This window comes from Mycobacterium sp., assembly GCF_035697385.1.
In the GTDB taxonomy this organism is placed as follows: domain Bacteria; phylum Actinomycetota; class Actinomycetes; order Mycobacteriales; family Mycobacteriaceae; genus Mycobacterium.
In genome coordinates this window covers 1-26,639 of record NZ_DASSCY010000282.1, presented here as the reverse complement: position 1 = coordinate 26,639, position 26,639 = coordinate 1, and the positions used below count along the sequence as shown (strand labels likewise).

Below are 26,639 nucleotides of genomic sequence, written 5' to 3'. Positions count from 1 at the left end.
CTGGGCTGCGCGATCAGAAGTGGGGCTCAGACCAAGCAAACCATGCAAGAGACGCAGGTTCTAGCCTTCTCGGTTCGGTTCCTCTTGTCTCCAAACGCAATCGACTAATGGGACCTGCCGAGTGAATCAGGGGACTGAGCGCCGAGACCTGGGCGCGAACCAGAAGGGACCGATCAACCATGCTCGAAGACCGCAAGATTCTGGTGACCGGCGCGACCGGACAGATAGCGGGACCGATCGCCGAGGACTTCGTGAAGAACAACGAAGTATGGTGCGCCGCGCGATTCAGTGATCCTGCCCGCAAGGCCGAACTGGAAGCGCTGGGCATCAAAGCCGTGCAGTGGGACATGGATTCGGGAGACAACTCGGCGCTTCCCGACGATTTCACCCACGTCGTGCATTCCGCGCTGCACGTCAGCCCCGACTACGACGAGTCGATCACCAACAACGCGGAATCCTCTGCGCTACTGATGCAGCACTGCCGAAAAGCGCAAGCCTTTCTGCATGTCTCCAGCTCCTGCGTGTACAAACCACACTCCGACCACCCCAATCACGCGTACGCCGAGAATGATCCGCTAGGTGGTTTGGCCAGCTACGCCGAGGTCTATCCAGTGATCAAGATGACCTCGGAGGGCGCTGTTCGGGCCGCGGCCCGAATGCTGAATCTGCCCACCACAATCGCCAGGATGAACGTCGGCTACAGCTGGACCGGTCATGGCGGATTGCCGGTGATGCAGTACAACACATTCAAGAACGGCCAGCCGTGGCTCGTCCCAATTGGCTACAGCAACATCGGGTCACCGATCGGCGGCGAGGACATCGCCGCGCAGGCGCATCTCCTGCTCGAGGCCGCCACCGTCCCCACGACCATTGTCAATTGGGCAGGCGATGATCCCGTCACCGATCGCCAGATGGGCGAATACGTCGCAGAGCTGACCGGCGTCACGGCCAGCTTTATCGAGACCCCGATCAGTTTCGACAGCTTCTGGTCCGACAACGCCCGCCGCGAGCAACTGATCGGCAAGTGCTCCGTGCACTGGAAGGACGGGGTGCGAAACACATTCGAGAGGCTGGGCATCATCGACGCCGCATGAGATGCCGATACGTGGGCGATGATGCAGGCACATATCCTTGGCGGCGCTACTCAATTGACCAGTGTCAGCTGAATCCGCAGCTTCGCCCTCATCGGAATGCCCCCAGTGAACCGGCCGATTCACGGTACAGTTTGCCTGACTGTGCTCAGTGAGAAACCCCGCGGAGGCGGCACAGACGTCACCATTGGCTCCGAGTGAACGGATAGAAGGTGCGCAGAGTAATCCAGTTTTCCACCGGCAATGTCGGACAGCATTCGCTACAGGCGATCATCGGCCGGCCCGATCTCGAATTGGTTGGTGTGCACGCTGCCAACCCCAGCAAGGTCGGCCGTGACGCGGCCGAACTGTGCGGCTTGACCCAGCCGACCGGCATCATCGCGACCGACGACATCGACGCGCTGCTGGCGCTTGGTGCCGACTGTGTCGTCTACACCTCACAGGGTGAGACGCGGCCCATGGAAGCCATCGAACAGATGTCAAGGTTCCTGGCCGCCGGGGTCAACGTCGTCGCTACGTCGATGGTGTGGATGGTGACGCCTCGCCATGCGGACGATTGGTTGCGCGAACCTCTTATGCAGGCGTGCGAGGCCGGCAATACGTCGCTGTACGTCAACGGGATCGACCCCGGCTTCTCTGGCGATACAGAGGTGCACGCAGCGCTGAGTCTCGTCACCCGCGCTAGGTCGATCACCGTGCAGGAGATCTTCGACTACGCGAACTTCGATGACTTCGAATTCACCGGCAAGTCCATGGGTTTCGGCATGGCACCCGACGACGACACCCCGATGCTCTTCCTTCCCGGAGTCATCGTGTCGATGTGGGGCGGTGCGGTGCGCAGTCTTGCCGATCAGCTCGGAATGGAACTCGACGAGGTTCGTCAACGCACGGAATCCTGGTACACCCAGGAGCGGATCGAATGCAAGATGACGACAGTGGAACCCGGGCACATGGCCGCTGTCCGATTCGCCGTCGAGGGCGTTCGCGACGATGTTCCGGTGATCACGATGGAACACGTCACTCGGCTCACTCCCGCCGCGGCGCCGGACTGGGAATTCCCACCTGACAACCAGACTGGCGTCCACCGAGTCGTGGTGGAAGGTGACCCACGCGTCGAGATAAACACTCATGTTTCCCACCCGGTGCTCGATTCCACAGACGCCGGCTGTATCTCTACCGCGGCCCGTGTGGTCAACACCATCGACTGGGTGTGCCGAGCGCCGAAGGGATTACTCGCCTACGAGGAAATCCCGCAGTCGGAAGTCATTCGCGGATTGATGTGGTGAATCGCAGCCCCAACCCCGCGACAACCTCCGAGCGCCATGCAACCTGACTCAGAGACCGCGTCGATACACCCATCACGGCTCGTCGTCACCCAGCGCATCTGTCTGTGGACGGTGCCAGTCATCGGCGCAATCTTGGCGGCTGCATTCGTGGCGTTTCCGGGCTTCTTCCCTCCGATGTCGCCCGAGATGACAGCGGAAGAGGTCGCGGCCTTTTACCGCGAGCATGCTTCTCAAATTCAGTTCAGCATGGTGACGTTCAATCTCTTTGGCGTCATGCTCATCCCGTTCTCCGCCGTCATAGTCATCCAGATGAAGCGGATGGCGACGCCGAGTCAAGTACTTGCCTACTGCTACCTCACGGCGGCCGCGAGCGGAGCTACGGTGTTTGCACTTGCAGACCTGTTCTGGCTGCTCGCGGCCTTCCGACCCGCCCGGGACCCAGAGCTGATCATGTTGCTCAACGACATGGCGTGGATCATCTTCATCGCCCCAGTCGGGATGTTCGTCGTGCAGAACATATGTCTGGCGCTAGCGGTGTTCCTCGACGAACGAGACCGCCCGGTGTTCCCACGCTGGGTGGCCCCATTCAGCCTCCTCGTTGGGGCAGCGTTGACCCCTGCAGCTGGCGCGGCCGTATTCACAACGGGACCGCTCGCGTGGAACGGAAGCATCTCCTTCTGGATGCGACTGATCGCGTTGGGCATATACATCGCTGTGATGTTCTTCGTCGCGCGATCTGCCATCACACGACAAGCTGAGGAGGAAGCGGCGCGCACTCAGGTGGAGCTGGCATTGTGAGCAACGTCGTCGCCTCTGCACCGACCACATCGAGCGACGCCGATGTGGGGCAGTCCCCGGCCACCCGCCGCTGGGCCAAGATCGATTTGTGGTTGACCTGGTACAGCATTCCCATCTTCTATGCCGTACAGGGCATCATCTACGTCCCACTGACATGGATCATGCCGCCGCGCCGACCTGACACAACCGCCGACCAAGTGAGCGCGTTCTTCGACGGCAACGCACTCGGAATCAAGGTCGGCTTCGGTCTGCTGATGGTGGTCGCCGGATTCGTCGGCATGTCGAACGGCTTGATCGCGTACCAGATTCGCCGAATGACCGTAAGTCCGGCACTCTCCTATGCGTTCATCGGCTCACTTGCAGTGGGAGCCACGCCAGGCTTCCTGCTGGGCGCGTTCGCATTTCTCACCGCGGTGTTCCGCCCGGGCCGCGACCCGGACACCCTCATGCTGTTGTACGACCTGGCATATCTGTCGTACATCGGATCGTTAGGTTGTTTTGCCGCAGCATGGTTCGTCCTGGCCGTCGCAATCTTCTTCGACAAGAACCGCATCTACCCGAAGTGGTTTGCGTATGCCACGGTCTGGCAGATTGTCACCGAGTTCCTCGTGCTGACGGCATTTGTCTTCCATGCAGGTGCATTTGCGTGGAACGGTGCGCTGAGCTTCTACATCAACACCGCGGTGTACGTCTTCTGGCAGGTCTGTCAGTTTGTGGTGTTGTTCTTTGCCGTTCGTCGCCAGTCGCCAACCGAGCGAATTTCAGACTGATGAGCGAAGTTAGGCAACTGACCGGAGATCCGTCGGACGTCGTCAAAGGGCCGAAAGGCAAAGTCGGTCAAAAACACCTACCCGGTGACGGCGCCATGTGGTTCTGCGTACTCGGCGATTTGATCATCTTCGGCGCGTACTTCATCACATACGTCGTTTTCCGCACTCGAGAAGAGTCTGCATTCAGCGCGTCGGCCGCGCACCTGAGTCTTGACATCGGAATCTTTAACACGCTTCTGCTGCTTGCCAGTTCGTGGTTCGTGGCCCGAGGTGTCGTGGCCGCACGTGCCGGAAAGGACGATCAGGCCATCCGGTTCGCTGTGGGCGGCACAGCGTGCGGTGTCCTCTTCATTGTCGTCAAGCTATACGAATGGTGGTCCGAGGCGAGCCGCGGCTTCACCCTCACGAAGGACACCTTCTTCTCCTTCTACTACATGCTGACCGGCGCGCACCTACTACATGTCGTCATCGGGTTGGTGATCCTGGCGGTCGCGATAGTGCACATCCGTATCCGGACGGCGGCGCGGGTATCGATCCTCGAACAAGGAGCTACCTTTTGGCACATGGTCGACTTGCTTTGGGTCCTCATCTTCGCGTTGCTCTACGTCATGCGGTGACTCCGTGAGCGAAGTGACACGACTTACATATGTGTGGGCCTTGCTGTCCGCAATCACGATCGGCACGTGGTCGCTGGGTCACGTATCGACGTCTCCTGGAATAACTGGTCGTGCCGTCGTCACTGTTGCGGCACTGATCATTGCCGCGGTGAAGGTGCAACTCATCATTTGGAACTTCATGGAAGTACGCGACGCGCCCCTATGGCTACGCAACTCGACGACCATCTGGCTAGTGGTGCTCATCGGGCTGATTCTCGGCATCTACCTCTGGTAATACGAAAGCACAACGCTCAACCACGGGCCCACCCGCCCGCCTACGGAGTCCGTCTGATGAAGCCGTACCTGATCGAGCCAGATGTCTTGCACAAGGTCGCCAAAGCGGTTGTCGGCTTGCCCCTGGAAAGTGGCGAGCTGCTCACGCGCGCCACCGAGCTGCTTGCGGACGAATACCCCGATCTCATAGACCCCACGCCTGGCCGTTGGGTCGGTAGTAGAGCAGGTGGAATCCTCGGCAAGGTTCGCTTTCTCTACTTCAATCCGCGTGAGTACGTCGTAATATTCGGATCTCCCACTGGGACACAGGGGTTTTCGGGGCGGTACAAGCGTGTGCAGGTACACAAGTTCCTGATGGCTGGCCGGATCGACTCTTATGATCTGGAGTCCGACGACGCGGTATCGCTGCCGCCTCTGCTTCCCGGTGAACACACCTGCCTCGAGAAGGGGCACGCCAGAGGACTCACCATTTACCCCGGATCCTGGCATATCGAGTACGGCCGTGGTGCGGTGGCAACCACACTGCCGTTCGCGATGGTCGACACGCTATTGGTATCGCTGGAAGTCGAGTCGGTCCGCCGGTCAACCGTCGAGTTCGCCAAGCTGGTGCGCAGGCGGCGCCGCTGACATCAGGCGATGTCGGCGTCAGCCGCAGATGAGTTCATCATCGACCGCAACCGCACGGAATCTCAGAATCTAGGTCTCGGTCGTGGCATCCACCGTTGCCTGGGCGCGGCCCTGACCCGCTTGGAAACTTCGATCGCGCTCGGGAAACTTCTCGCATTCATGCCTCTGTACGAGGTCGACTGGCACGGCTGCAGACGCGTGCATACGCAGAATGTCGTCGGATGGTCACAGGTCCAGTGAGGGTGATTCGTTGACATCGCCCGGGCTTCGGCCGAGCGACTCTCCAGCGATCTCGTGCGGCCTGGTGGCGGTGCGGTGCTACTACGCCCACACAGGTCGTTGGCTGATGACAGTCAATGACGGCGCAGTCGGCCGATTGGTTGGGCGAGTTGGCCGGCGTGTCGAAGATGAGCCCAGTCTATTCGGTATTCGTGCGATGAGCGGCACCAGCAGTTGGGTGCAAGCGCCTGGCAGGGTCCCAGATTTTCGCGGATGTCATTGACACCGGTCAATTTGTCGGTTAAAACCATGCCATTGCCACCACACCTCCGGTCGGCGCCCACGGAACTGGAATAGATCACGTGTACGTTCCCAGAGAGGCCGATGCTCCATGACAATCAGTGCCGCACCCGGTGCCTCCTACGACCCCTACGATGTCGAACTGAATGCCAGCCCGTACGCGATGTACGAACGGCTTCGGGAAGATGCTCCGCTCTACTACAACAACCAGTACGACTTCTACGCCGTGAGTCGCTACGAGGACGTCGACCGTGGTCTGCTCGACCATGCGACCTTCAGTTCCGCCCGCGGGGTGATCCTCGAGTTGATAAAGATGGAAATCGATATCGGGCCGGGCTTCATCGCGTTCGAGGATCCCCCATTACATGACATCCACCGCAGGCTGCTGGCCCGGATGTTCACGCCGCGAAAGATCGCCGAACTCGAGCCCAAGATCCGTGAATTCTGTGCCCGCAGTCTCGATCCGCTGATCGGAACCGGGAAGTTCGACTTCGTTCTCGATCTCGGCGCCCAGGTACCAATGCGAGCCATCAGCAGACTGTTGGGCATTCCCGAAGGGGACCAGGAATCCGTTCGTGACAGAGCGGCGTCCTTCATTCATACCGAAGCCGGACAACCCATGGACCTGCCGGGCGGGAAGATGGACGACGGAGAAGGATTCGCCCGCTACATCGAATGGCGGGCTGAGCATCCGTCCAACGACATCATGACCGAGCTCCTCAACGTCGAGTTCGAGGACGACCAGGGATGTGTCCGCAGGTTGACCCGCGAGGAGATTCTCAACTATGTCAACGGAGTGGCAACCGCCGGAAATGAAACCACCACCCGTCTGATCGGTTGGGCCGGCAAGGTTCTGGCCGAACATCCCGACCAACGGCAGCAATTGGTCGACGATCCTGGTTTGATCCCTGGTGCCGTCGAGGAACTCCTCCGCTACGAACCGCCAGCCCCTCACCTGGCGCGGTATGTGACCCGTGACGTCGAATTCCACGGGCAGACGGTGCCGGCAGGCAGCGCCCTTCTGCTGATCATCGGAGCCGCCAACCGCGACCCTCGCCAATTTCCGAATGGCGATGTTTTCGACATCCATCGAAAAGTGCGCTCGCACATTGCCTTCGGCGTGGGAACCCACTACTGCCTGGGCTCGGCCCTGGCTCGCCTGGAGGCGAAGATCGCCATCGAAGAGATCCTCAAGCGCTTCCCTGAGTGGGAGGTCGACATCGTCAACGCGCGCCTGGCCTCCACCTCGATTGTGCGGGGCTGGGACAGTTTGCCCGTCTTCACGACCTGAACCCCGGCGGCATCTGCCGCGACCAATATCCACAGCGACTTATTGACTTCAATCAGCAAAAGTACTCAAAGATCACACGGTGATGCAAGTACGCGGCAGACGCCGTCGCAGGTGGGTGCGCACTGCACTCGATGCGGAGTTCGCCGTGTGCGAAATGAGCCACAGCTGAACGCAATCGGCGAATACGCGCTTCGCGACCGCGTCTTGGGTCTGCTGAAGCAGCGTCTGCAGGTCGAAGCCTGGTACCGAAGACACCCCGAGATCGACGATGAGGTACTCGAGAGTCCTCTGATCGGATTGGGACTTCCTAGAACAGGATCGACCGCACTTTCTTTCCTGCTCGCTGAGGACCCAAACGTCCGCAATCTTCGTCGCTTCGACGCCGAGGAACCACCGTGAGACCCCATGGCTCGTCTTGTAGTCCGGGCCTGGCGTATTGGTAGTTTCGCTCGGTGAGTTCGGCGTGGAATTCGCGGATCCCCTGCATCGGCAGAAACACCACCCTGCCAGGCGTGCCGTCACGGTGGTGCTCTGAGAGGTGGATGCTCAGCTCGGACCGGCTGATCTGGGCATACCGTGGGGAGTCCGGTTCGAACCGATGTTCCCAATCCGTGGCGAAGCCGAGATAGCCGATGTAGAACTCCTCGGCCTTGGCCTGGTCGAAGACCCTGAGCACGGGCACGGCGCGTTCGAACCGCATGCGCTAGACGGCCGGGCCGAACACGGACTTGAAGCGGTTCAACGACTCCCGGATGTCGCCCTTCAGGGCGCCGGCGACCACCATGCCGATCGGCCCGAATAACGCTGGGCCGCCCAGGTGTACGTCGAACGTGACGGTTGACCCCTGCCCGGCGGGGCTGACCTTGCCGAGGAGTTTGACCTTGACGCCGCCCCTGCCTTCGCCGTCGAGCGTCATCGCCTCGGGCGGCTTGAAGTGGACGATGGTCCACTTGATCCGATTCGGCATGCCCTTGACCTCGACGATGGATTCGACCACCGTGCCCTTCTCCAGGTTCTCGGGCAGCTTGGATCGCCACACCCGATGAATCGAGAGCCATTCCTTGTAGCGGGAAAGGTCAGAAGCGCAGGCCCAAGCCTTCTCCGGCGGAATCGGAACGTCGACGGAGACGGAGAGTTTGGCCATGCGTCAGGGGTTCTGCGGGTTGCTCTTGTCGACGGCCTTCTTGGCGGCGTCCTGCACCTTGTCGACGTGCTGGGTGTACTTACCCTGCGTCTTCTGGTCGACTATGTCGCCGGCCTTGTCGATCGCGGTGTCCACCTTGTCGGCGTTCTTCGAGAGCAGATTCTTGATCTTGTCTACGAATGCCATATGCCTACCCTACAGCTGGCTCCACAATCGTCGGCGCTCTCCGAGAATCGCCCCTTGTACCCACCAAGTCACCTCGATGGCCGCGGCTCCGATCAGGCCGATACCCAACGACATTGACGCGATCGTCACATTGGACACATCCAACATGAACAACTCGCGCGCCAGCGGAATGCTGAAAATCACCACATAGGCCAGACCCGATACGGCGACCAACACCACCCGCCACCACTGATAGGGCCTGGCCACGACGGCCAGCACCCACACGCCGGTCACCAGCAGTGTGATCAGCGCTGCGGTCGACGCCTGCGTCTGCTCGATCGGTGTGGCCTCGCGGCCCTGGTAAGCCACCAGATACGACGTGAACGTCGCGACGCCGACCACCAAACCCGACGGCAGCGCCGACGTCATCACCCGGCGCACGAAACCGGGATGCGCCCGCTCGTTGTTGGGCGCCAGCGACAGGACGAACGCGGGAATTCCGATGGTGAACCACGCCGCGATCGTGACGTGGATGGGCTGGAACGGAAACAGCAAGGGATCCGTGCCGAACAGCTTGGACGCCAAGCCTGCGAACCCCACGAGGATGGCCAGCAGCACGGAGTACACGGTCTTGGTCAGGAACAGGTTGGAGACCCGTTCGATGTTGCCGATCACCCGGCGGCCCTCGCCAACGACGAATGGCAGTGTCGCGAACTTGTTGTCCAGCAACACGATCTGTGCCACCGCCCGCGACGCCGAGCTACCCGACCCCATCGCCACGCCGATGTCGGCATCCTTGAGCGCCAGCACGTCGTTGACGCCGTCGCCGGTCATCGCGACTGTGTGCCCGCGCGACTGCAAGGCATGCACCATCGCACGCTTCTGGTCGGGCCGTACCCGGCCGAACGTCGTGTACTCCTCGAGAGTGTCGGCAAGCTCCTCGGGCTCGCCGGGCAGCTGGCGGGCGTCGAGTGTCTGACCCTCGAGTCCCAACGAGCCGGCCACCGCACCCACCGACACCGCGTTATCGCCCGAGATCACCTTGATCGAAACCTTTTGCGAGGCAAAGTAATCCAGAGTGTCGCGGGCGTCGGGACGGATCCGCTGCTCGAGCACCACCAGCGCGGCAGGCGTGACGTGACCCGGTGCGTCAGTGTGATCGACGGGCAGATCGCAGGAGCCGAGGAGCAGCACCCGCAGACCCAGCGAGCCGATCTGCTCGGCCTGCTCGGCGATCGGTGAGCCCGGCGCAAGAAGCACGTCGGGAGCGCCGATCACCCAGTTGCCGTGCTCACCGTAAGAAGCGCCGCTCCACTTGGTTGCGGATTTGAACGGCGCCGTCGCGACCGGAGTCCAGCCGGGCGGCATCTTGTAGGCCTCGGCGATCGCGGCCATGCTGGCGTTCGGCCTCGCGTCATCGGCGGCCAGCTGGGCCAGGATATCGCCGATGGCGGCCTCGCCTAGTGGCTTGAGATCGCTTACCCGCATACCGTTTTCGGTCAGCGTGCCAGTCTTGTCGGCGCACACCACATCGACGCGGGCCAGCCCCTCGATCGCAGGCAGTTCGTTCACCAGGCACTGTCGTCGTCCTAGCCGGATCACGCCGACCGCGAACGCGATCGACGTCATCAGCACCAGACCCTCCGGCACCATCGGCACCAGTGCGCCCACCATCCGCAGCACCGACTCGCGCCAGCCCGCGTCGGTGGTGAACAGCTGCGTGTAGATGATCAGCAGGCCGCCGGGAATCAGCAGATAGGTGATGAACTGCAGGATCTTGTTGATGCCGCTGCGCAGTTCGGAATTCACCAGCGTGAACTTGCTGGCTTCCTCGGCCAGCTTGGCCGCGTACGCTTCGCGGCCCACCTTGGTGGCCCGGTACGCCCCGCTGCCAGCCACCACGAAACTGCCCGACATCACCTGATCGCCGGGGTCTTTCGCGATCGGGTCGGCCTCACCGGTGAGCAGTGATTCGTCGACCTCGAGGTTGGCGTCCTCGACCACTTCGCCGTCGACGACGATCTGGTCGCCAGGTCCCAGTTCGATGATGTCGTCGAGGACCACCTCGCTAGGCGCCACGGCGACAACGCCGGATTGCCTGCGCACCAACGGTTTCGTCTGCCCGACGATGGCCAGTTTGTCGAGTGTCTGCTTCGCCCGCAACTCCTGGATGATGCCGATCGCGCTGTTGGCGATGATCAGCAATCCGAATGCGCCGTTGATCACCGAACCGGTGGACAGCACGATGATCAACAGCACACCGAGGATGGCGTTGATACGGGTGAAAACGTTGGCCCGGACGATGTCGGAAACGCTGCGCGCCGCGCGGGTCGGCACGTCGTTGGTCTTGCCTTCGGCGACCCGCTGGGCCACCTCGGCATCGGTGAGCCCAATAGCGACGACGGTGGTCATTTGATGAACGTCCCCTTGTCGAAGTCGTCGTAGTACTCCAGCGTCAGCTTGCCACCGTCGAAGGTGGCCTTTGAAATCGTTCCTGGCGGCGCGTTTTCGGTGACGAAGCTGAAGGTGAAGACATTGCCGTCCCAATGGGTGAGCGGCACGTTCAGCTTGGTCCCCAGGGCGAGCTGCAGCTTGCCCTCCTTCTCGGTGACGCGCGCCGGCCCCCAATAGTCGTTGTTGTACGTCCCGATGTACGACGAAAGCGGCGCAGCCGGTGCGGGATTGGGAGGCGGCTGCTGCCCGACGAGCGCACCGACAGGGTCTTCCATCGGCATCATCAACTGCTGATACAACTTGAGCCAGTCCTGACGGACCTCACCGAACTGGACCAGATCGGCGAACTCGGCGTTGAGCGCTTCCGGCACCCCAGAAGGCGTCGCATTGGTCAGTGCGACGATCGCCACGTCAGCAGACGGCAGGATGACAAAGTTCGTTCCCGAGCCAAGTTCGAAAGCTCCGGAATGGCTGAGCTCCATGCGGGCCGCCGATGTCGGTCCGACGTTGAAGCCGAAGCCGTAGAAGCCCGAGCGCATCGCCGGCTCCGTGGCCCGGCTGGACACGATTTGCGGGGTGACGGCGGGCAACAGCGCCTTGGCGTCGACGATCTGTTTGCCGTCGTGTTGTCCGTCGGCAAGCATCATGGCCAGCCAGTGCGTCATGTCGTTCACGGACGAACTGACGCCTCCCGCCGGGGACTCCGGCGCAGGGTCGCGGATGTAGAGCGGCTCGTAGCGGCCGTCGATATGGATGTGGCCGATCGCGCGGTTCGGACGGGCCTCGTAGTCGGCGAAGCGGTAGCTGGTCGACGACATGCCGAGGGGGTCGAGCAAGACCTCGTCGCTGAGGTCTTCCCATGATTTCCCGGCGCCGACCGCTACCGCCTCGGCACCGGCGGTCAGCCCGAAGTTCGTGTACGCGTAGGAGATTCGGAACGGATCCAGCGGCAATTGCCGTAACCGTTCGAGCACGTAGCGGCGGTCATAGCCGAGGTCCTCGAGTTCGTCGCCTGCGTGGTCGGGCAAGCCGGAACGGTGCGAGAACATATCGCCGACGGTGACCATCCTGGTCACCACTGGATCGGACAATGCGAACCAGGGCAGCTTCTCCACTATGGGCGTGTCCCAGCCGATCGCGTTCACGCCGACTTGGTGGGCCACCACCGTCGCGCTCAGCGGTTTGGACAGCGACGCCAGCTGAAACACCGTGTCGGGATCTACCTTCTGGCCATTGCGTACGTCCTTGACGCCGAAACCCTTCGCGTACACCGTCTTTCCCTCATGTACGACCGCGACGGCCAGGCCGGGGATTCCGGATTCGCGCATCAACTCCTCGGCGATGCCGTCGAGTTTCGCCACCGCGTTCTCGACGGCGTTCTCGGGCAGCGGCATCGCGGGCACCAGGGGAGGTGGCACGTCGGACAGTGCCGGGGCGGCAGACGACGGCTGCGCGGGCTCAGCCGATTCCGACGCGCAGCCCACCGCCAAAGTCAGCAGTGCGGCAACAACGACTGCCCTGGTCAGTGCGCTCATGGGTGCACCGTAACGGTTCAAAGTCACCGGGACGCGTCATACGAAGCCTGCGCCGCGAGGATTGCCTCGGCCCCTGCCGGCATCTACCCGCCTGACCCCATCCGTCACATCAGCACCGGCAACCTTCCTGATGTGAGCCGCGAATGCGATAACGATTCACGTCGACACCATCCCCGAGATGGCAGCGCCGGCTGAGCGCGAGCGTCCTAGCCGTCGACGCCGGCGATCTTGCCTGCGACTTCCACGGCGATCTCGATCGCCCGCGCCGCGAGTGGGGAATGAGTTCTATTTGCCCGCCACAGCAGGAAGACCTCGCGTGGCGGGAGTTCCGGCTTGAGCTCGTGGACGCACAACGACCCATCGGCGCTGACGTCGGCGCCGTGGACCGCGAGTTGCGGCAGGATCGCCGAACCCATGCCGGCGCGCACCATCGAAAGCACGGATTCGTTGCCCGCGGTGCGGAACACGATGTGCGGCCGAACGCCGCGTCGTGCGAGCGCCTGCTCCATCCGGGCCTGGTCGCAGATCGGCGGGTGCGCCACCATCGGTGCGCCGTCGAGTTGGGCCGGGCGAACCGGACCGTCGGGGAAGCTGCCGCGGCGGGCCACCAACACGTACGGATCGTCGAGCAGTTTGCGATGTTCGACATCGCCGTCGACGCGGCCGTCGAAGAACATCAGGTCGAGCTCATCGACTTGCGGCTGATCGGTCTCCTCCTCGAAGAGCCTGATGTCGCAGCCGGGGTGCTCGTCTCGAAGCCCGCGTACGACCAGCGGCAGGATCGTGTTGGACACGCTCTGGAAGGTGCCGATGTCGACCCGGCCGTCGCCGGCCTTGAACCGGTCGACGGCTGCGGCCATCGCCTGGGCCTTCTCCAGGAGATCGCGCCCGTGTGCCAGCACCACCGTGCCGAGTGGGGTGATCCGCACCGGTTTCGGCCCGCCCGGCCGATCGAACACGGCACCTCCGACGGCTTTCTCCAACGCCGCGATCTGCTGACTCACCGTCGACTGGGTGTATCCAAGCCGCGCGCCGGCCCGCCCGAACGAGCCCTCATCGGCAACAGCGACCATCGTGGTGAGATGCCTTAGTTCGACGTCCGACATGAGCCTACGATAGGCGATAACATCGCCTACCACGATCAACTTGATCGAAAACTATCGCTTTTCCCGATGTACCGCCAGCCCCTAGCGTCGCATCCATGACCGAACAACTTTCGAACGGCGACAAGCTGCAGTCGGCGCTCTGGCTGCCCATCTTCGACGAGCTCGCCGACCCGGTGGTGGTCGCACGTCTGGCCGCCGAGGCGGAGGAGGCCGGCTGGCACGGCGTGTTCGTATGGGACCACGTGCGCTGGCGGGAGCCGGTCCAGCAGGTGGCCGATCCGTGGATCACGCTGGCCGCGATCGCCACCGCCACCGAACGCCTGCGGTTCGGCCCCATGGTCACACCCCTCGCCCGCCGCAGGCCGGCCAAAGTCGCCAGGGAGACCGCGACGCTGGACCGGCTCAGCGGCGGCCGCCTCACGCTCGGCGTGGGTCTCGGCAGCAATCGCTTCGCCGACGAGTTGTCCGCGACCGGCGAGGAACTCGACGATCGGCGGCGGGCGCAGATGCTCGACGAGTCGCTGGAGATTCTCGCCGCGGCGTGGTCGGGTATGCCGGTGCACCATCACCGCCCGCACTACACCGTCGACGGCATCTCCTTCCTTCCCACACCGGTTCAGCGCCCGGGCGTGCCAGTGTGGGCCGCAGGACTTCCCGGGAGCGTCAAACCGTTGCGGCGCGCCGCCCGGCACGACGGATTCTTCCCGGTCAATCTCGAACACCCGGACCAGCTCGCCGACGTCGTCAGCACCATCACTGGTCTCCGCGAGCGAAAGATGACCCGGTACGACATCGCCGCCCCTCTCCCACCCGGCGCGGATCCGGCGCCCTACGCCAAGGCGGGCGCCACGTGGTGGCTGGCGGAGTTCGCGCCGGAATCAGTGACGCTGGACCAGGTTCGAGGCGTTCTCCGCGACGGCCCGATCTGATGGCCGACATGTTTGACTACGACGCGGAACTGCGCCTGCACAACGAACGCTTCCGCGCCGCTGCGCGCGTCGGCTCTCGTGACCGTGTGCTCGACATCGGCTGTGGCACAGGCCAGTCCACGCGCGAGGCCGCTCGCACCGCCGTCCATGGAAGCGCGCTAGGTGTCGACGTCTCCGCCCCGATGCTCGAACGGGCCCGTCAGGTCAGCGACGAACAGGGCCTGACCAACATCACCTACCAGCAGGCGGACGCGCAGGTTCACCGCTTTCCCCCAACGAGTTTCGACCTCTGTATCAGCAGGTTCGGAACGATGTTCTTCGCCGACCTGGTCGCCGCGTTCACCAATATCGGGCGCGCTCTGCGCCCCGAGGCGCGCCTGGTGATGCTGGTCTGGCATGAGCGCGACCGCAACGAGTGGGCCACCGCAATCCGCGAGACCCTCACTGCCGCTGCAGCCCCAACCAGCGGTCCGAACGCGTTCTCACTCGCCGACCCGACCGCCACGGAAGGCATCCTGACCGCGGCTGGCTTCGCGGACGTCAGCTTCACCGACGTGCACGAGCCCGTCTACTACGGGCCGGACGGCGCCGCCGCCTTCGATGCCGTGCTCCACCAACTGAAATTCAAAGACCTGCTTGCCGACCTCGACGCCGAGGAGGCCGAGCAAGCGCGTACGCGGCTACGCGCCACCCTCGACGCCCACACCACCGACGGCGGCGTGTATTTCGACTCGCGCGCCTGGATTGTCACAGCTCGCCGCGTCCTGAATTAGAACTGCCACCACGGATCGAAGGTCGACGGCGCAGACGGGTCCACCCGCTGTCCGGGTCGTGGCACCACGACATTGACGCCCGCCGGATCGGCGGCGGCGAGGAGCCGTTCGACCGGCTCCGACCACGGGTGCGGCGCGAGCCGGAATGTCGCCCAGTGAATCGGTACCAGCAAGCCCGAGTCGGCCTCGGCGACATCGAGGTGAGCCCGGATCGCGTCTTCGGGGTTCATGTGGATGTCCGGCCACGCTGGGTGATACGCCCCGATCGGCAGCAGCGTGAGGTCGAAAGGTCCATGCTCCGCGCCGATTTCGGCGAAGCTCTTGGTGTAGCCGGTGTCGCCGCCGAAGAACGCGCGATGCCGCGGACCGGCGATCACCCACGACGCCCACAGCGTGGTGTTGCGGGAGAACAACCGGCCGGAGAAGTGCCGGGCCGGGGTGCAGACCAACGTCAGCTCGCCGACCTGGCTGCTCTCGTGCCAGTCGAGCTCGACGATGCGGCTCTGCGGTATCCCCCACTTGCGCAGGTGCGCGCCGACCCCGAGCGGGACGAAGAACGGCGCTCGCTGGGTTCTGGCCAGGCCGGTGATCGTCTCCATTTCGAGGTGGTCGTAGTGGTCGTGGCTGATCAGTACCGCGTCGACGGCGGGCAGTGCCTCGAGCGGAACGGGCACCTCGTGCATGCGCTGCGGGCCGACCGTGTGCGACGGCGAGACCCGTCGACTCCACACCGGGTCGGCGAGAACGCGATAGCCGTCGATCTCAACCAGCGCGGTGGAGTGTCCGTACCAGCACACCGACAGTCGCGCCGGGGCGGCGTCCGTTGGTGCGGAGGCCGCCAGCGGAATCGGTCCCTGCGGCCTGGTGGCGTCACGTAACCCGACGAGTTCGCGGACCAGCAGCCATTGCTGTTCGCGGTCCAGACTGACCGTCGCGGCCGGATCGATGTTGACGAACACCCCGTCCTGATAGTTCGGGGAGCGCTGCGCCACGGCCCGGATCTCGGCGGGCGAAGCGCCAAGCGCCGCGGGTGCACCGCGCAGCCCGCGCAGCAGCCAGCCGCCGGCCAGCAGTGAGGCCGTGCCGAAGCCGAGGCGCAGCGCTGCTCGGACCATCGTCAGGCTCCTTGAAACTTCGGTGGACGCTTTTCGATGCGCGCCACCTGTGCCTCGATGACGTCTTGACTGCTCCAGGCCTTGTCAAACAATTCCTGGTGCTCGGGCCATGGCTCTTCGTAGGCGCCGTCGTCGTTGAGCACCCGTTTCGCGTGCTGCATGGCGAGCGGGGCGTAACCCGCGAGCTCTGCGGCCCATGCTTGTGCGTCGGCCAGTGTTCCAATACGGTTCGCCATTCCGGTTTGCAGCGCGACGTCGGCGGTTAGCCGTTCCGCGGCAAGCAGCATTCCTCTGGCCCGGCCGGCACCAACCAGCGACGTCAACCGGCGAATGCTCCAATTATCCAGCGCCAGACCATATTTCGCGACGGGGAACTGGAAATACGCCTCGGGCGCGACGACCCGCAGATCGCAGATCATCGAGAGGATGACGCCGGCGCCGATCGCGGGTCCGTTGATCGCACCGATGACCGGGACGGGCGCTTTGTCGATGGCCAGATTCAATGCCTTGGCCTTGTCGGGCAGTTCGTCGGCCACCCCTTGGGCGTCGGACAGGTCCGCGCCCGCGCTGAACACCGAACCCTGGCCTGTCAGGACGATCGCGCGGACGTCCTCGGCCGCGGCCTTCTCGACCGCCTCACGCAGGCTGTCGACGAGCTCGCCGTTCAGCGCGTTGCGTCGCTCGACGCGCTGCATCTCAAGGGTGGTCACGTGGCCGTCGCGGGTCACACCAATCATGGCGACCACACTATTAAAGCGTGTCGAACAACTCGACTGAGTGTTCGTCACCGCCCTTCTCGGGCGTTCGTCGGTTCAGGCCGCGGGTGCGGTGTGAACGTCGGTTCCCACGTCATCCGGGCTGGTTTCACCAACACGAGGGTGTTGGTCAGCGCCGTCCCGTCGGCGGGCATTGGTGGCCCGGCCTGCTGCTTGGGGGTCCGGGGATCGATGGGGGTCGTGATGGGTCTGGCCCCAACGGGCCAGATTGGTCGCGGCGTTGGTGTCTCTGTCGGCGATATGCCCGCATCCACAGGTGAACACCCGATCCGCCAGCGTCATCTCACTGTTGAGGGCCCCGCATTGGGGGCACAGGCGGGTCGAGGGATACCAGCGGTCGGCTTCGACGAGCTGACCGCCGCGCCACGCCTGCTTGTAGGTGAGCAGTCGGGCGAACTGCGACCAGGCGGCATCAGAAATGGCGTGGGCCAGGCGGTGATTGGCCAGCATTCCCGTCACGTTGAGGTTCTCGATGACGAGCCGGTCGTGGGTCTTGACCAGCTCGCCCGATACCTGGTGCAGGAAATGGCGGCGCACATTTGCCACACGGTGATGATGCCGCCCCAGCCGGGTAGCGGCTTCCTTACGGTGCTGTGATCCTTTCTTCTTGCGCGACAACGACTTGGCCAACCGTCGCTGCCGTTTGAGTCCGGCGGCCAGCGCTTTGGGCGCATCGCTGATGCGGGCGACCTCAGTGCCGTCGACGGTGGCGGCAACCATAAACACCGACAGCCCCCGATCCACCCCCACCCAGCCGTCGTCATCATTGGGGCGGTGCTGACTGTTGGCGTGTAGCTCGGCGGCCTGGACATTCAGCGCCAGCCACCACCGGTCACCGTGATGGCTGATGGTGGCGAACAGGATTTTCGCCCGGTCCTTGGCGAGCATGCGCCGCAACCGGCGGGTGTCGTCACGCACCCTGATCACCCCGATGCCAGGCAGCGTGACCGACCGGGGCCGGTCGTTATCCCCGAATCGGATCGCGGCGGGTTTGCCCTTGGGGTGCTTGTTGCGCAGCCGAAACGACGCAATAGCCTCGGTCTTCTTCTTGAAACGGGGGAACCCAACCCGGCGGCCTTTGCGCTTGCCCGATCGGGAATCCGACCACGCGGTCAAACCTCTACCGAGGTCGACAGCGGCTTCCTCGAACACCTGCTGACACACCTGGCGCCGCCACGACAGCCCGGTCACCATGATGTCGGCCACGCCGTGGGCATCGACAGTGAAGACCCGGCCGGCGGCCTCGGTTTTCTTCCACGCATTGAACGTGTTGATCAGATCAAAACCCGTCCACGGCACCTGGGCGCCGGGATCGGTCGTGCGGTGGGTGAGCGCGGTTTTCACGATCCGCAGGCACTGGTTGAACGCGAACCGGGCCGCTCCGGCATGCCGGGCCAACACCTCGTATTGCTCGACCGTCGGGTCGAGGCAGAACCGGAATGTGGTATGCCGAGCCATCGGACGATCAGCGTCGCACACGACACCGACAACACGCTGACCAGCCACTACGTGTCGGATTCCTCGACCACCATCGACGGGGCCAAGAAGGTCGACGGCATCAAGCGCCACGTGCTCGTTGACAGCGTCGGTGTGCTGATCGCCGCGGTCGTCACCGTGGACGTCGTGTCCGGGCCGAAACCGGCTGCGGTTTCATCGTTCAACCCCGCCGCTGAGTCGTCGAACGCACCAACAGCCGGATCAACCACTGCCGCCGCATAGACCGGCACTTCGAAGTAACGCCCGCCGCGCACGCAGGCTTCGTCTACCTCAGCCAAAACGCCCTACTACTCACGAGACTCAACCGCAGCCAGTTGTTCGACACCCTATTAGGGTCTTCCTGTGAGCCGGATCGGCGCCCTGGCGCTGCGCGACGCTGTGCTGGACGACGGATCGTTTATTAGCTGGGACGCGCCCCCTCTGCCGGTTGCGGCTGATGAGGCGTACCTCCGCGATTTGGCTGCGGCGCGCACCGCAACCGGCCTCGACGAATCCGTGCTGACCGGCGAAGGCACGGTGTTCGGCCGGCGAGTCGCGATGGTGGCCTGCGAGTTCGATTTCCTGGCCGGCTCGATCGGGGTGGCCGCCGCCGAGCGGATCACCGCCGCCGTTGCGCGGGCCACGGCCGACGGGCTGCCGCTGCTGGCGTCGCCGAGTTCCGGAGGCACCCGCATGCAGGAGGGCACCGTCGCATTCCTGCAGATGGTCAAGATCGCCGCGGCCGTCGAGCTGCACAAACGAGCACACCTGCCGTACCTGGTCTACCTGCGGCATCCCACGACCGGCGGGGTGTTCGCCTCCTGGGGATCGCTTGGCCACGTCACCGCCGCCGAGCCGGGTGCACTCGTGGGATTTCTCGGCCCTCGGGTCTACGAACACCTCTACGGCGAGCCGTTCCCCGCGGGCATTCAGACCGCCGAGAATCTGCAACGCCACGGCGTCATCGACGGCGTGGTTCCACTCGACGCGCTGCGCTCGACGATTGATCGCACCTTGAAGGTGGTCGCCGATCCGCCGGGACCGCCACCACCGCCGCCACAGGAAGAGCCGTTGCCAGATGTGCCGGCCTGGGCGTCGGTCGAGGCGTCGCGTCGTCCCGATCGGCCCGGTGTCGGATATCTGCTGCGGCACGGTACGACGGAGCGGGTGCTGCTCTCCGGCACCGGCCGCGGTGAGGCCGCCACCACGGTGCTGGCGCTGGCCCGCTTCGGTGGTCAGCCGGCCGTGGTGCTGGGCCAGCAGCGCGTCGTCGGAGGGATGGTGGGTCCGGCGGCGTTGCGGGAAGCTCGTCGCGGGATGGCATTGGCGGCGGGGCTTCGGCTGCCCCTTGTGCTGGTGATCGACACCGCCGGGCCGGCGCTGACCGCCGAGGCCGAGCAGGGTGGCCTGGCAGGTGAGATCGCCCGCTGCCTGGCCGAGCTCGTCACGCTGGACACCCCGACGGTCTCGGTTCTGCTCGGTCAGGGCAGCGGCGGACCGGCGCTGGCGATGGTGCCCGCCGACCGCGTGCTGGCTGCGCTGCACGGGTGGCTGGCCCCGCTGCCACCGGAAGGCGCAAGCGCCATCGTGTTTCGCGACGTTCACCATGCCCCGGAACTCGCTGCGGCGCAAGGCATTCGGTCGGCTGACCTGTTGCGTAACGGCATCGTCGATGCGATAGTGCCAGAACGTCCGGACGCGGCCGACGAGCCGATGGAGTTCACCCAGCGACTGTCGGCCACCATCGCAAACGAACTGCACGGGCTGGGTTCGGTTCCCGACGACCAGCGGCTGGCCGCCCGGCTCATGCGCTACCGGCGGATCGGCCTGTGAGCCCGACGCTGCTATTCGTCCACAGTCCCGTGGTCGGGCCGACGACATGGTCGGCTACCGCTGATGTGCTGTGCGGCAAGGGTTTTCGCTGCCTGGTACCCGACCTCACGGGCGTCACGACGTCCGGTCCGCCGTACTACGCGAAGCTGGCAAGGGCGGCCACCGAAGCCGTCGATGACGATTCGCTCGTTCTGATCGGGCACAGTGCCGCCGGGCCCCTGCTTTCCGTGATCGCCGACGCGGTCAGCAGCCGAACGGTCGCGGCCGTCTTCGTCGACGCGCACCTTCCTCATCCCGGACGGAGCTGGTTCGAAGTGGCTCCTGTTCCGCTGCGCGAGCAATTGCTCGACATCGCCGACGCTGGGCGGCTACCACCGTGGAACGAATGGTTCCCGGCCAATGCGCTCGACGAGTTGGTCCCCGACGCGAACATCCGGCGCCAATTCCTCACCGAGGTCCCGCGACTGCCGCTGGCCTACTTCTTGGAGCGCGCGCCTCTTACCCGTAGCTGGGACACGCTGCGGTGCGCGTACTTGCGATTCAGCGCGCCCTACGACGGCACGGCCGACGAAGCCGAGCGGCTCGGCTGGTGGGTGGCCCGCCGAAATTGGGACCACCTGCGCATGCTCACCGCGCCGGACGCGGTCGCGGACCTCATCGCATCAGCGGTTTCCGCACTGCACGCCAGCTGATGGCATTCTGGCCTTGTGGCGCCTCTCTTTGAGTTCGCGGGCCACTTCTGGTGGCTGATCTTCCCTTTCATGGGCGCGATCGGCGGTGCCGTCCGGGCGGTGGCTGTGGCCAATGAGCGGCGTGCCCAGCGCCGACTCGAGCGGTATCGCATCAAGCAGCAGACCAAGGTCGCGCTCGCTGAGGCGTCGGGCCGGGCCCGCAACAACGAGGCGGCGTACCGGCGGGAGATGACCAAGGTGCTCGAGCGCCACGATCGCACCGATGCGCGCTGGCTCGACTACGAGATCGACATCGCCAAGCTGCTCGACTTTCCGCTGATGACCGATATGCGGGACCCGCTGACCATCGCCTTTCACAAGGCCAGGAGCCACGCGGACTGGCTACGGCCGGACAACGTCGACGACATCCTCGGCGACCGCAATGCCCAACTCGAATATCGCGACGCCGTCGGCGAATACGTCGCCGCGTTCGACATCGCCGAGGCCGAGGCCGTTCGGCGGCGCCGCAGCGACTTCTCGGCCGAGGCGCAGGAGCGTCTGGCACGGGCACAGCACCTGTTGCGCCTGGCGTCGAACGACGGGGCCACACCGCAGGAACGTCAGAACGCGTACGCGCGGGCGCAGAAGGAACTCGACGGGCTGATCGTGTTGCCCGCCGCGACGCGGGCCAGCATCGAGCGAAAGGTCGCCGGCGAGATCGAGGCCTAGCGGGTGACTATCCGCCCATCTCGGAGACGGCGGAGTCGAGAATCGCCGCCTGCTCGGCGAGTTCATGCGCCGACGGTTCGGTGCCGCCCAGTCGTCTGATCAGGTCGTCACGGGAGATCACTTCAAGTGCCCCTCGATACTGCTCGGAGGCAAGCTGTCCCGCGCCGATGACCGCCGTGCGGCCTTCCACCAAGACCAGCACAGCATTGGGCGCCTCGGTCTCCAGCAGTTCACGAACGTCGCCGGTCGAGATCGTCATGGCAGTTCTATACCCGCTACGCGGTGGCCAACGCAGCCAACATCGCCGCGCATGTGATCAGGTCCAGCGGCAGCCGCAACAGGCTGCGACGGGTCCATCGGACCGCGGCGGCCTCGTCGACCCTCGCGGGGTCCGCCTTCTCGAACGCCAGTGCCTTGGGAACGAAGTCGACCAGCGACCACACCCGCATCACGGTGTGGCTGACGAGCGCAACCAGCAGCGCAAGCCGCACATCGGCATCGCTCCACGCCGCGATCAGCGAAACAATGAGCAGCGCCTCGAACGCGATATGAGCCGGTATCCAGAACCGGGCGCGTGAGACGCCGCCGTTGCGGGACTGGATGATGCCGGGTCGCTTGGGCCAGAACGGGTCGATCACGAGGTATTCGTAGAGGCCACCGCCGAGCGTGACGCAGGCCGCGAGTGTGGTGATGGCGATCAGGACGAGCGTCGGAGTCCACATCGCCGCCAATTATTCCGGTGCCTCCAGATAGCGCTGAACGGTCGGGCCGAGCCAACCCACGATCTCGTCGTGCGACATCTCGACAACTGGTGGTAGCCGCAGCACATAGCGGCACAACGCCAGACCGAGGACCTGCGTCGCGATCAGGCCCGCCCGGCGCTGCGGCTCAGCGGGATTCACTTTCGCGAGCACCGGCAGCAGCTGCGCAGAGAAGATCTCCCGCATCCGTTGCGCCGCTTCGGTATTCGTGGCACCGGATCGCAGCAGGACGATCAGCGCCTCGTCGCGTTCCCATCGGTTCACGAAGTGTGAAACGAGGCGGGCACCGAGCTGATCCCGGCCGACATCGAACATGTCCGGGATCGCCAGATCGAAGTCGGCCGCAGCGGCGAACAGTTGGTCCTTGTTGCCGAAGTACCGCATCACCATCGACGGATCAATGTTCGCGTCCGCGGCGATCGCGCGGATGGTGGCCCGTTCATAGCCCGATGCGGCGAATCGCTCCCGCGCCGCGGCCAGGATCACCGCCTTGGTTTCGACCGAGGATCTACGCATGCCAACAAGTGTATGCCAACACGCGTTGACATTGCGACTGCCGACGCGCATAGTCAATGCCAACAAGCGTTGGCATTGACAGAAGGAGACGCCATGTATGACACCGATGTCCTCGTCGTAGGAGCAGGCCCCACCGGCTTGACGCTGGCTGTGTCGCTGGTCAACCGCGGTATCGCCACCACGGTTGTCGATGGGCAGGTCGCCGGAGCGAACACGTCGCGGGCGGCGGTCGTCAATGCCCGCACCCTCGAGGTGCTCGAAGACCTCGACGTGGCGCGCCGGCTGGTGAAGGAGGGCATGCAGGCGCCGCGGTTCACCATTCGCGACGGGAAGCGCACGCTCATCCCTGTCGACTTCAGCGTGCTGCCGACCGCCTACCCGTACTCGCTGATGGTTCCGCAGTCGACCACCGAACGGCTGCTGCTCGATCGGCTGACCGAGCTGGGTGGGACGGTGATCCGGCCGAAGATCTTGACCACGCTCAGCCAGGACAGCGACGGTGTGACCGCGGTCTTCGACGACGGCGATGTCATCCGGGCCCGCTATGCGGTCGGCGCCGACGGCATCCGCAGCACCGTGCGTGAGCACGCCGCGATCGGCTTCGAGGGTGGTGAATACGACGAGTCGTTCACACTCGCCGATGTGCGGCTGGCCGGCGATGCGCCCGTCGACGAGGTAATCCTGTTCTGGGCCAAGGCCGGTCTGACCGTCGTGGCCCCGCTGCCGGGCGACATCCACCGCATCGTCGCGCCCGTGACCGACGCTCCAGAGGTGCCGACGGCGGCGTTCATTCAGCAGATACTCGACACCCGCGGAGCGGCCGCGATGGTCGTCACGGACGTCGTGTGGGGCTCGCGCTTCCGGATCCACCATCGAGTGGCCGACACGTATCGCGCGGGGCGGCTGCTACTGGCCGGCGACGCCGCGCACGTGCACAGCCCGGCCGGTGGGCAGGGCATGAACCTGGGCATTCAGGACGCCGTCGCGCTGGCTGACGCGCTCGGCGCTGTTCTCGCCGGCGCTTCCGACACCGTGCTCGACGATTACAGCGCGACGCGGCGACCCATCGCCCGTGACGTCGTGGCGATGACCGATCGGCTGACCCGGTTGGCCACAATGCCGCGGGCCGTGCGCACTGTCCGCAACTTCGCTATCGGGCTGGCTGGCCGGGTTCCTGCGGTGCGACGCGCCCTGGCTCGGCGACTCAGCGGACTGATTTATCGCTGAGACTTATTAGGCTGGCCTCGCACCGACCACGCTTGACCCCAACGGAGTCGATTTGAGCGCTGCCACCTCGTCACCCCGCGAGAACGTCGTCGTACTGGTGGCTGCCCATGGCGCGTTGACTTCGGCGGTCGCGGATGCGTCGCGACTCATGAACGCTCATGGACACGGCAAGTACGGCGCACACCTTGACCACCACCGCGCCGAACTCAACGTGGCCATCGGCGAATTGGCGCTCTGGCTCGAGAGTTTCGGAGTGTGGACCGACGTCGACGTGGGGCGCGGGCTGCATTCGTCGGCTGGTGGGGAGCCGCCTTCGCACATCTCACTGCCGGAAGGGCTACTCGAAGCGCGCGAGATCCTCAAGGCGCGGCGCGGAAACCTCCTCACGGTTCTGGCTGGCGCACGGTCTGCCCTCAACCGCGCGGGGCTGCCCGCAGACGAACTCACCGCCTACCGCCGGATCGTTCGGCTGTGGGCCGGTGAGGCGATCGACGTGGTTGCCGGGGTCCATCGGCTTGCCCTGGCGGATCGGTACATCCGAGGGTTGGGTCGGTTACACGCCGAACGCGACGATGCCCTGCGCCGCGAAGGAGCGCAGCTGTTGCGTCAGTGGATGCGCGAACTGGAAGAGGTTGACCGCGAAGGCGAGTTGGACCTGGCCGAATCCTGCGGTTACGGCGACCTCGTCGAGTGGTACCGCACCGAAGTGGGCTGACGACGGGTGCGGAACCACAGCACCCCGGCGGCCAGCCCTACCTCGGCCAACGAAAGCCCCGTCGCCAGGGCCATGATCGTCGACTGCTGCTGCGCGGTCGCCGCACCCGCCACGTGGTGATGCACGGGTGCCGGCAGATGAAGCGCGATCATCGCGAGGTTCATCAGCGCGACGACGCACCAGGTCCGCAGCGTTCCGCGCAGCCATAGGTCGCGAGCGCAGTACAGACACCCGACGACCATCACGACCATGAGCACGGCCATCGCCGGGTTCGCCGCGTGAGTCAGCATGAAGGCGTGCAGCGCCGCCGAGGATGCTGCGAGTACCGCGCACGCCCGTCTCCCCAGGGTTGCGGGCGTGGCGACGGCGAACATGGCTCGATCCTCGTGGTAGCGGGGTGGACATCAATATTGACCAGCCCACCCGTTGAAACTCATCGCGGTTGGTCGATTAATCCTCGCAGCAGACGCCGACATCGGCAGCGGCAACGTTAAGGGCATCGAACCGCCGAAACTGTATTCCAGCAGGGGTCTACTCGAACTTTCTCTGCTGGAATACCGTTTCGGCACCTTCACGTGGGACGCCAACCGCGCGAGACCATCGCATCCCACGCCTGCCTGACAAGGTCCGTGTCGCTGTCCTCTTTGATGGCCCGCACGACATGCCAACCCAGGCGCGCGAGCGTCGGCCAGACACGCTGATCCTTGACGTATTGCGCTCTGCTGGTCCGATGTTGCTCGCCGTCGTACTCCGCACCGACCATGAAGTCCTCCCACCCCATGTCGAGGAACCGCACGAACTGGCCCCGCTCGTCGTAGACAGGGATCTGCGTTGTGGGTTTTGGGAGACCGGCGTCGATGAACAACAACCGCAGGCGCGTCTCCTGCGGCGAGGCAGCCCCACCGTCGACAAGTAGCAATGCGGCTTTGAGTTGCGCGACGCCACGCGCGCCCTTGTAGCGCTTCGCAAGCAACATGACGTCCTCAATGGAAAACGGCCTTGCGCGCATGAGGGCGTCGAGGCGCGCAATCGCCCTGTCGCGCTTGAGATACCTACCGAGATCGAAGGCGGTGCGAGCGGGAGTCGCCACTCGAAGCTCGCCAACGCAAGTCAGTTCGTCGACGTCGATCCGCTCGTTGCGGACCACGATGCCCTTCGGCGGCCGCGTGCAGTTCCACAAGAGTTCAATCGGGACGTCGTCATCCACCCATTCCGCACCATGCAAAGCCGACGCCGCGACGCCCGTGACGATGCCGTTGCGTTTCGACCACAACCAAGCACCAACGGTCCTGTCTCGAAGTGACGGATCGCGTCCCCTCGGAACATGCACGTTCGGATAGATCCGCCGATACCACCGCTGAAGTTCGTGTCGAGTCACGACGCCATCGGCGACCGCCTCACCGCCGACAAATACCTCCCCCATGACCGCATACTGGCCGCCA

General features: G+C 64.5%; 30 protein-coding genes and 1 pseudogene. 17 read left to right on the top strand and 14 right to left on the bottom strand.

Annotation, left to right across the window (positions count from 1 at the left end; all coding sequences use genetic code 11):
- Window positions 1-179 precede the first annotated feature (179 nt).
- The 9 genes and pseudogenes from VFH65_RS23855 to VFH65_RS23810 form a co-directional block, all read left to right on the top strand.
- Complete coding sequence (locus tag VFH65_RS23855) at window positions 180-1,094, top strand: NAD-dependent epimerase/dehydratase family protein (RefSeq protein ID WP_353324805.1); 915 nt, start codon at window positions 180-182, stop codon at window positions 1,092-1,094.
- A gap of 209 nt (window positions 1,095-1,303) precedes the next feature.
- Window positions 1,304-2,377 carry a dihydrodipicolinate reductase gene (locus VFH65_RS23850; protein WP_353324803.1) on the top strand — a complete coding sequence of 358 codons (1,074 nt, stop codon included), beginning with the start codon at window positions 1,304-1,306 and terminating at the stop codon, window positions 2,375-2,377.
- A gap of 36 nt (window positions 2,378-2,413) precedes the next feature.
- Complete coding sequence (locus VFH65_RS23845; RefSeq protein WP_353324802.1) at window positions 2,414-3,175, top strand: hypothetical protein; 762 nt, start codon at window positions 2,414-2,416, stop codon at window positions 3,173-3,175.
- Window positions 3,172-3,945: a hypothetical protein gene (locus VFH65_RS23840; RefSeq protein WP_353324800.1), complete on the top strand. Its 774-nt coding sequence runs from the start codon at window positions 3,172-3,174 to the stop codon at window positions 3,943-3,945. The genes VFH65_RS23845 and VFH65_RS23840 overlap by 4 nt, the downstream gene beginning before the upstream one ends.
- Window positions 3,945-4,562, top strand: a complete 618-nt coding sequence (locus tag VFH65_RS23835; RefSeq protein ID WP_353324799.1) for a cytochrome c oxidase subunit 3 — start codon at window positions 3,945-3,947, stop codon at window positions 4,560-4,562. Before VFH65_RS23840 ends, VFH65_RS23835 begins: the two co-directional genes overlap by 1 nt.
- Before the next feature lie 4 nt (window positions 4,563-4,566).
- Window positions 4,567-4,836, top strand: a complete 270-nt coding sequence (locus tag VFH65_RS23830) for a cytochrome C oxidase subunit IV family protein (protein WP_353324797.1) — start codon at window positions 4,567-4,569, stop codon at window positions 4,834-4,836.
- A 56-nt stretch (window positions 4,837-4,892) separates the two neighbouring features.
- A complete protein-coding gene (locus VFH65_RS23825; RefSeq protein ID WP_353324795.1) occupies window positions 4,893-5,462 on the top strand; it encodes an isomerase in 570 nt (189 codons plus the stop codon).
- Window positions 5,463-6,072: 610 nt separating this feature from the next.
- Window positions 6,073-7,272: a cytochrome P450 gene (locus tag VFH65_RS23815; RefSeq protein ID WP_353324794.1), complete on the top strand. Its 1,200-nt coding sequence runs from the start codon at window positions 6,073-6,075 to the stop codon at window positions 7,270-7,272.
- A gap of 147 nt (window positions 7,273-7,419) precedes the next feature.
- Window positions 7,420-7,665: pseudogene (locus VFH65_RS23810) on the top strand (sulfotransferase); the annotation flags it as partial.
- Here VFH65_RS23810 and VFH65_RS23805 read toward each other — a convergent pair.
- The 6 genes from VFH65_RS23805 to VFH65_RS23780 all read right to left on the bottom strand — a co-directional run bounded on the left by VFH65_RS23805 (window position 7,580) and on the right by VFH65_RS23780 (window position 13,676).
- Window positions 7,580-7,972, bottom strand: coding sequence for a glyoxalase superfamily protein (locus VFH65_RS23805; protein WP_353324792.1), 393 nt, complete (start codon window positions 7,970-7,972; stop codon window positions 7,580-7,582). The pseudogene VFH65_RS23810 and the gene VFH65_RS23805 sit on opposite strands and share 86 nt — an antisense overlap.
- A gap of 3 nt (window positions 7,973-7,975) precedes the next feature.
- Entirely contained in the window at window positions 7,976-8,416 is a 441-nt protein-coding gene (locus VFH65_RS23800; RefSeq protein ID WP_353324790.1) for a type II toxin-antitoxin system Rv0910 family toxin, read from the bottom strand.
- Window positions 8,417-8,419: 3 nt separating this feature from the next.
- The gene (locus VFH65_RS23795; protein ID WP_353324789.1) at window positions 8,420-8,602 is read right to left on the bottom strand and encodes an antitoxin; all 183 of its coding nucleotides are present in this window, start codon (window positions 8,600-8,602) and stop codon (window positions 8,420-8,422) included.
- Window positions 8,603-8,611: 9 nt separating this feature from the next.
- Entirely contained in the window at window positions 8,612-10,993 is a 2,382-nt protein-coding gene (locus VFH65_RS23790) for a cation-translocating P-type ATPase (RefSeq protein ID WP_353324787.1), read from the bottom strand.
- Window positions 10,990-12,570: a serine hydrolase gene (locus tag VFH65_RS23785; RefSeq protein WP_353324785.1), complete on the bottom strand. Its 1,581-nt coding sequence runs from the start codon at window positions 12,568-12,570 to the stop codon at window positions 10,990-10,992. The genes VFH65_RS23790 and VFH65_RS23785 overlap by 4 nt, the downstream gene beginning before the upstream one ends.
- A 206-nt stretch (window positions 12,571-12,776) precedes the next feature.
- Window positions 12,777-13,676, bottom strand: a complete 900-nt coding sequence (locus VFH65_RS23780; protein ID WP_353324783.1) for a LysR family transcriptional regulator — start codon at window positions 13,674-13,676, stop codon at window positions 12,777-12,779.
- A 95-nt stretch (window positions 13,677-13,771) separates the two neighbouring features.
- Here VFH65_RS23780 and VFH65_RS23775 point away from each other — a divergent pair, with 95 nt between their 5' ends.
- Together VFH65_RS23775 and VFH65_RS23770 are read left to right on the top strand one after the other, a co-directional pair.
- A complete protein-coding gene (locus tag VFH65_RS23775) occupies window positions 13,772-14,605 on the top strand; it encodes an LLM class flavin-dependent oxidoreductase (RefSeq protein ID WP_353324781.1) in 834 nt (277 codons plus the stop codon).
- On the top strand, window positions 14,605-15,378 hold the full coding sequence (locus VFH65_RS23770) for a class I SAM-dependent methyltransferase (protein WP_353324780.1): 774 nt from the start codon (window positions 14,605-14,607) through the stop codon (window positions 15,376-15,378). Before VFH65_RS23775 ends, VFH65_RS23770 begins: the two co-directional genes overlap by 1 nt.
- Here VFH65_RS23770 and VFH65_RS23765 read toward each other — a convergent pair.
- The 3 genes from VFH65_RS23765 to VFH65_RS23755 all read right to left on the bottom strand — a co-directional run bounded on the left by VFH65_RS23765 (window position 15,375) and on the right by VFH65_RS23755 (window position 18,727).
- Window positions 15,375-16,493, bottom strand: coding sequence for an MBL fold metallo-hydrolase (locus VFH65_RS23765; protein WP_353324778.1), 1,119 nt, complete (start codon window positions 16,491-16,493; stop codon window positions 15,375-15,377). The genes VFH65_RS23770 and VFH65_RS23765 overlap by 4 nt on opposite strands.
- A 2-nt stretch (window positions 16,494-16,495) precedes the next feature.
- Window positions 16,496-17,230: an enoyl-CoA hydratase gene (locus VFH65_RS23760; RefSeq protein WP_353324777.1), complete on the bottom strand. Its 735-nt coding sequence runs from the start codon at window positions 17,228-17,230 to the stop codon at window positions 16,496-16,498.
- Window positions 17,231-17,305: 75 nt separating this feature from the next.
- Window positions 17,306-18,727: an RNA-guided endonuclease InsQ/TnpB family protein gene (locus tag VFH65_RS23755; protein ID WP_353324775.1), complete on the bottom strand. Its 1,422-nt coding sequence runs from the start codon at window positions 18,725-18,727 to the stop codon at window positions 17,306-17,308.
- Between VFH65_RS23755 and VFH65_RS23750 the strand changes: the two genes are divergently transcribed.
- The 4 genes from VFH65_RS23750 (at window position 18,716) to VFH65_RS23735 (ending at window position 21,978) form a co-directional block, all read left to right on the top strand.
- Complete coding sequence (locus tag VFH65_RS23750; RefSeq protein ID WP_353324774.1) at window positions 18,716-18,988, top strand: hypothetical protein; 273 nt, start codon at window positions 18,716-18,718, stop codon at window positions 18,986-18,988. The two genes, VFH65_RS23755 and VFH65_RS23750, sit on opposite strands and share 12 nt — an antisense overlap.
- A 120-nt stretch (window positions 18,989-19,108) precedes the next feature.
- Window positions 19,109-20,578 carry a carboxyl transferase domain-containing protein gene (locus VFH65_RS23745; RefSeq protein WP_353324772.1) on the top strand — a complete coding sequence of 490 codons (1,470 nt, stop codon included), beginning with the start codon at window positions 19,109-19,111 and terminating at the stop codon, window positions 20,576-20,578.
- Window positions 20,575-21,270, top strand: a complete 696-nt coding sequence (locus VFH65_RS23740) for an alpha/beta hydrolase family protein (protein WP_353324771.1) — start codon at window positions 20,575-20,577, stop codon at window positions 21,268-21,270. Before VFH65_RS23745 ends, VFH65_RS23740 begins: the two co-directional genes overlap by 4 nt.
- Before the next feature lie 15 nt (window positions 21,271-21,285).
- Entirely contained in the window at window positions 21,286-21,978 is a 693-nt protein-coding gene (locus VFH65_RS23735; RefSeq protein ID WP_353324769.1) for a hypothetical protein, read from the top strand.
- Window positions 21,979-21,985: 7 nt separating this feature from the next.
- Here VFH65_RS23735 and VFH65_RS23730 read toward each other — a convergent pair whose 3' ends face one another.
- From VFH65_RS23730 to VFH65_RS23720, 3 genes are read right to left on the bottom strand one after another with little or no spacing between them, the layout of a single operon-like run.
- On the bottom strand, window positions 21,986-22,237 hold the full coding sequence (locus VFH65_RS23730) for a hypothetical protein (RefSeq protein ID WP_353324768.1): 252 nt from the start codon (window positions 22,235-22,237) through the stop codon (window positions 21,986-21,988).
- A gap of 16 nt (window positions 22,238-22,253) precedes the next feature.
- Window positions 22,254-22,700: a hypothetical protein gene (locus tag VFH65_RS23725; protein WP_353324766.1), complete on the bottom strand. Its 447-nt coding sequence runs from the start codon at window positions 22,698-22,700 to the stop codon at window positions 22,254-22,256.
- Between the two features lie 9 nt (window positions 22,701-22,709).
- The gene (locus VFH65_RS23720) at window positions 22,710-23,255 is read right to left on the bottom strand and encodes a TetR family transcriptional regulator (protein ID WP_353324764.1); all 546 of its coding nucleotides are present in this window, start codon (window positions 23,253-23,255) and stop codon (window positions 22,710-22,712) included.
- Window positions 23,256-23,348: 93 nt separating this feature from the next.
- Between VFH65_RS23720 and VFH65_RS23715 the strand changes: the two genes are divergently transcribed.
- A complete protein-coding gene (locus VFH65_RS23715) occupies window positions 23,349-24,482 on the top strand; it encodes an FAD-dependent oxidoreductase (protein ID WP_353324762.1) in 1,134 nt (377 codons plus the stop codon).
- Between the two features lie 52 nt (window positions 24,483-24,534).
- On the top strand, window positions 24,535-25,197 hold the full coding sequence (locus VFH65_RS23710; protein WP_353324761.1) for a hypothetical protein: 663 nt from the start codon (window positions 24,535-24,537) through the stop codon (window positions 25,195-25,197).
- Here the strand turns inward: VFH65_RS23710 and VFH65_RS23705 are convergent.
- Both VFH65_RS23705 and VFH65_RS23700 read right to left on the bottom strand, forming a co-directional pair.
- Window positions 25,155-25,571, bottom strand: a complete 417-nt coding sequence (locus VFH65_RS23705) for a hypothetical protein (RefSeq protein ID WP_353324759.1) — start codon at window positions 25,569-25,571, stop codon at window positions 25,155-25,157. The genes VFH65_RS23710 and VFH65_RS23705 overlap by 43 nt on opposite strands.
- 197 nt (window positions 25,572-25,768) lie before the next feature.
- On the bottom strand, window positions 25,769-26,620 hold the full coding sequence (locus VFH65_RS23700) for a hypothetical protein (protein ID WP_353324806.1): 852 nt from the start codon (window positions 26,618-26,620) through the stop codon (window positions 25,769-25,771).
- Window positions 26,621-26,639: the final 19 nt, after the last annotated feature.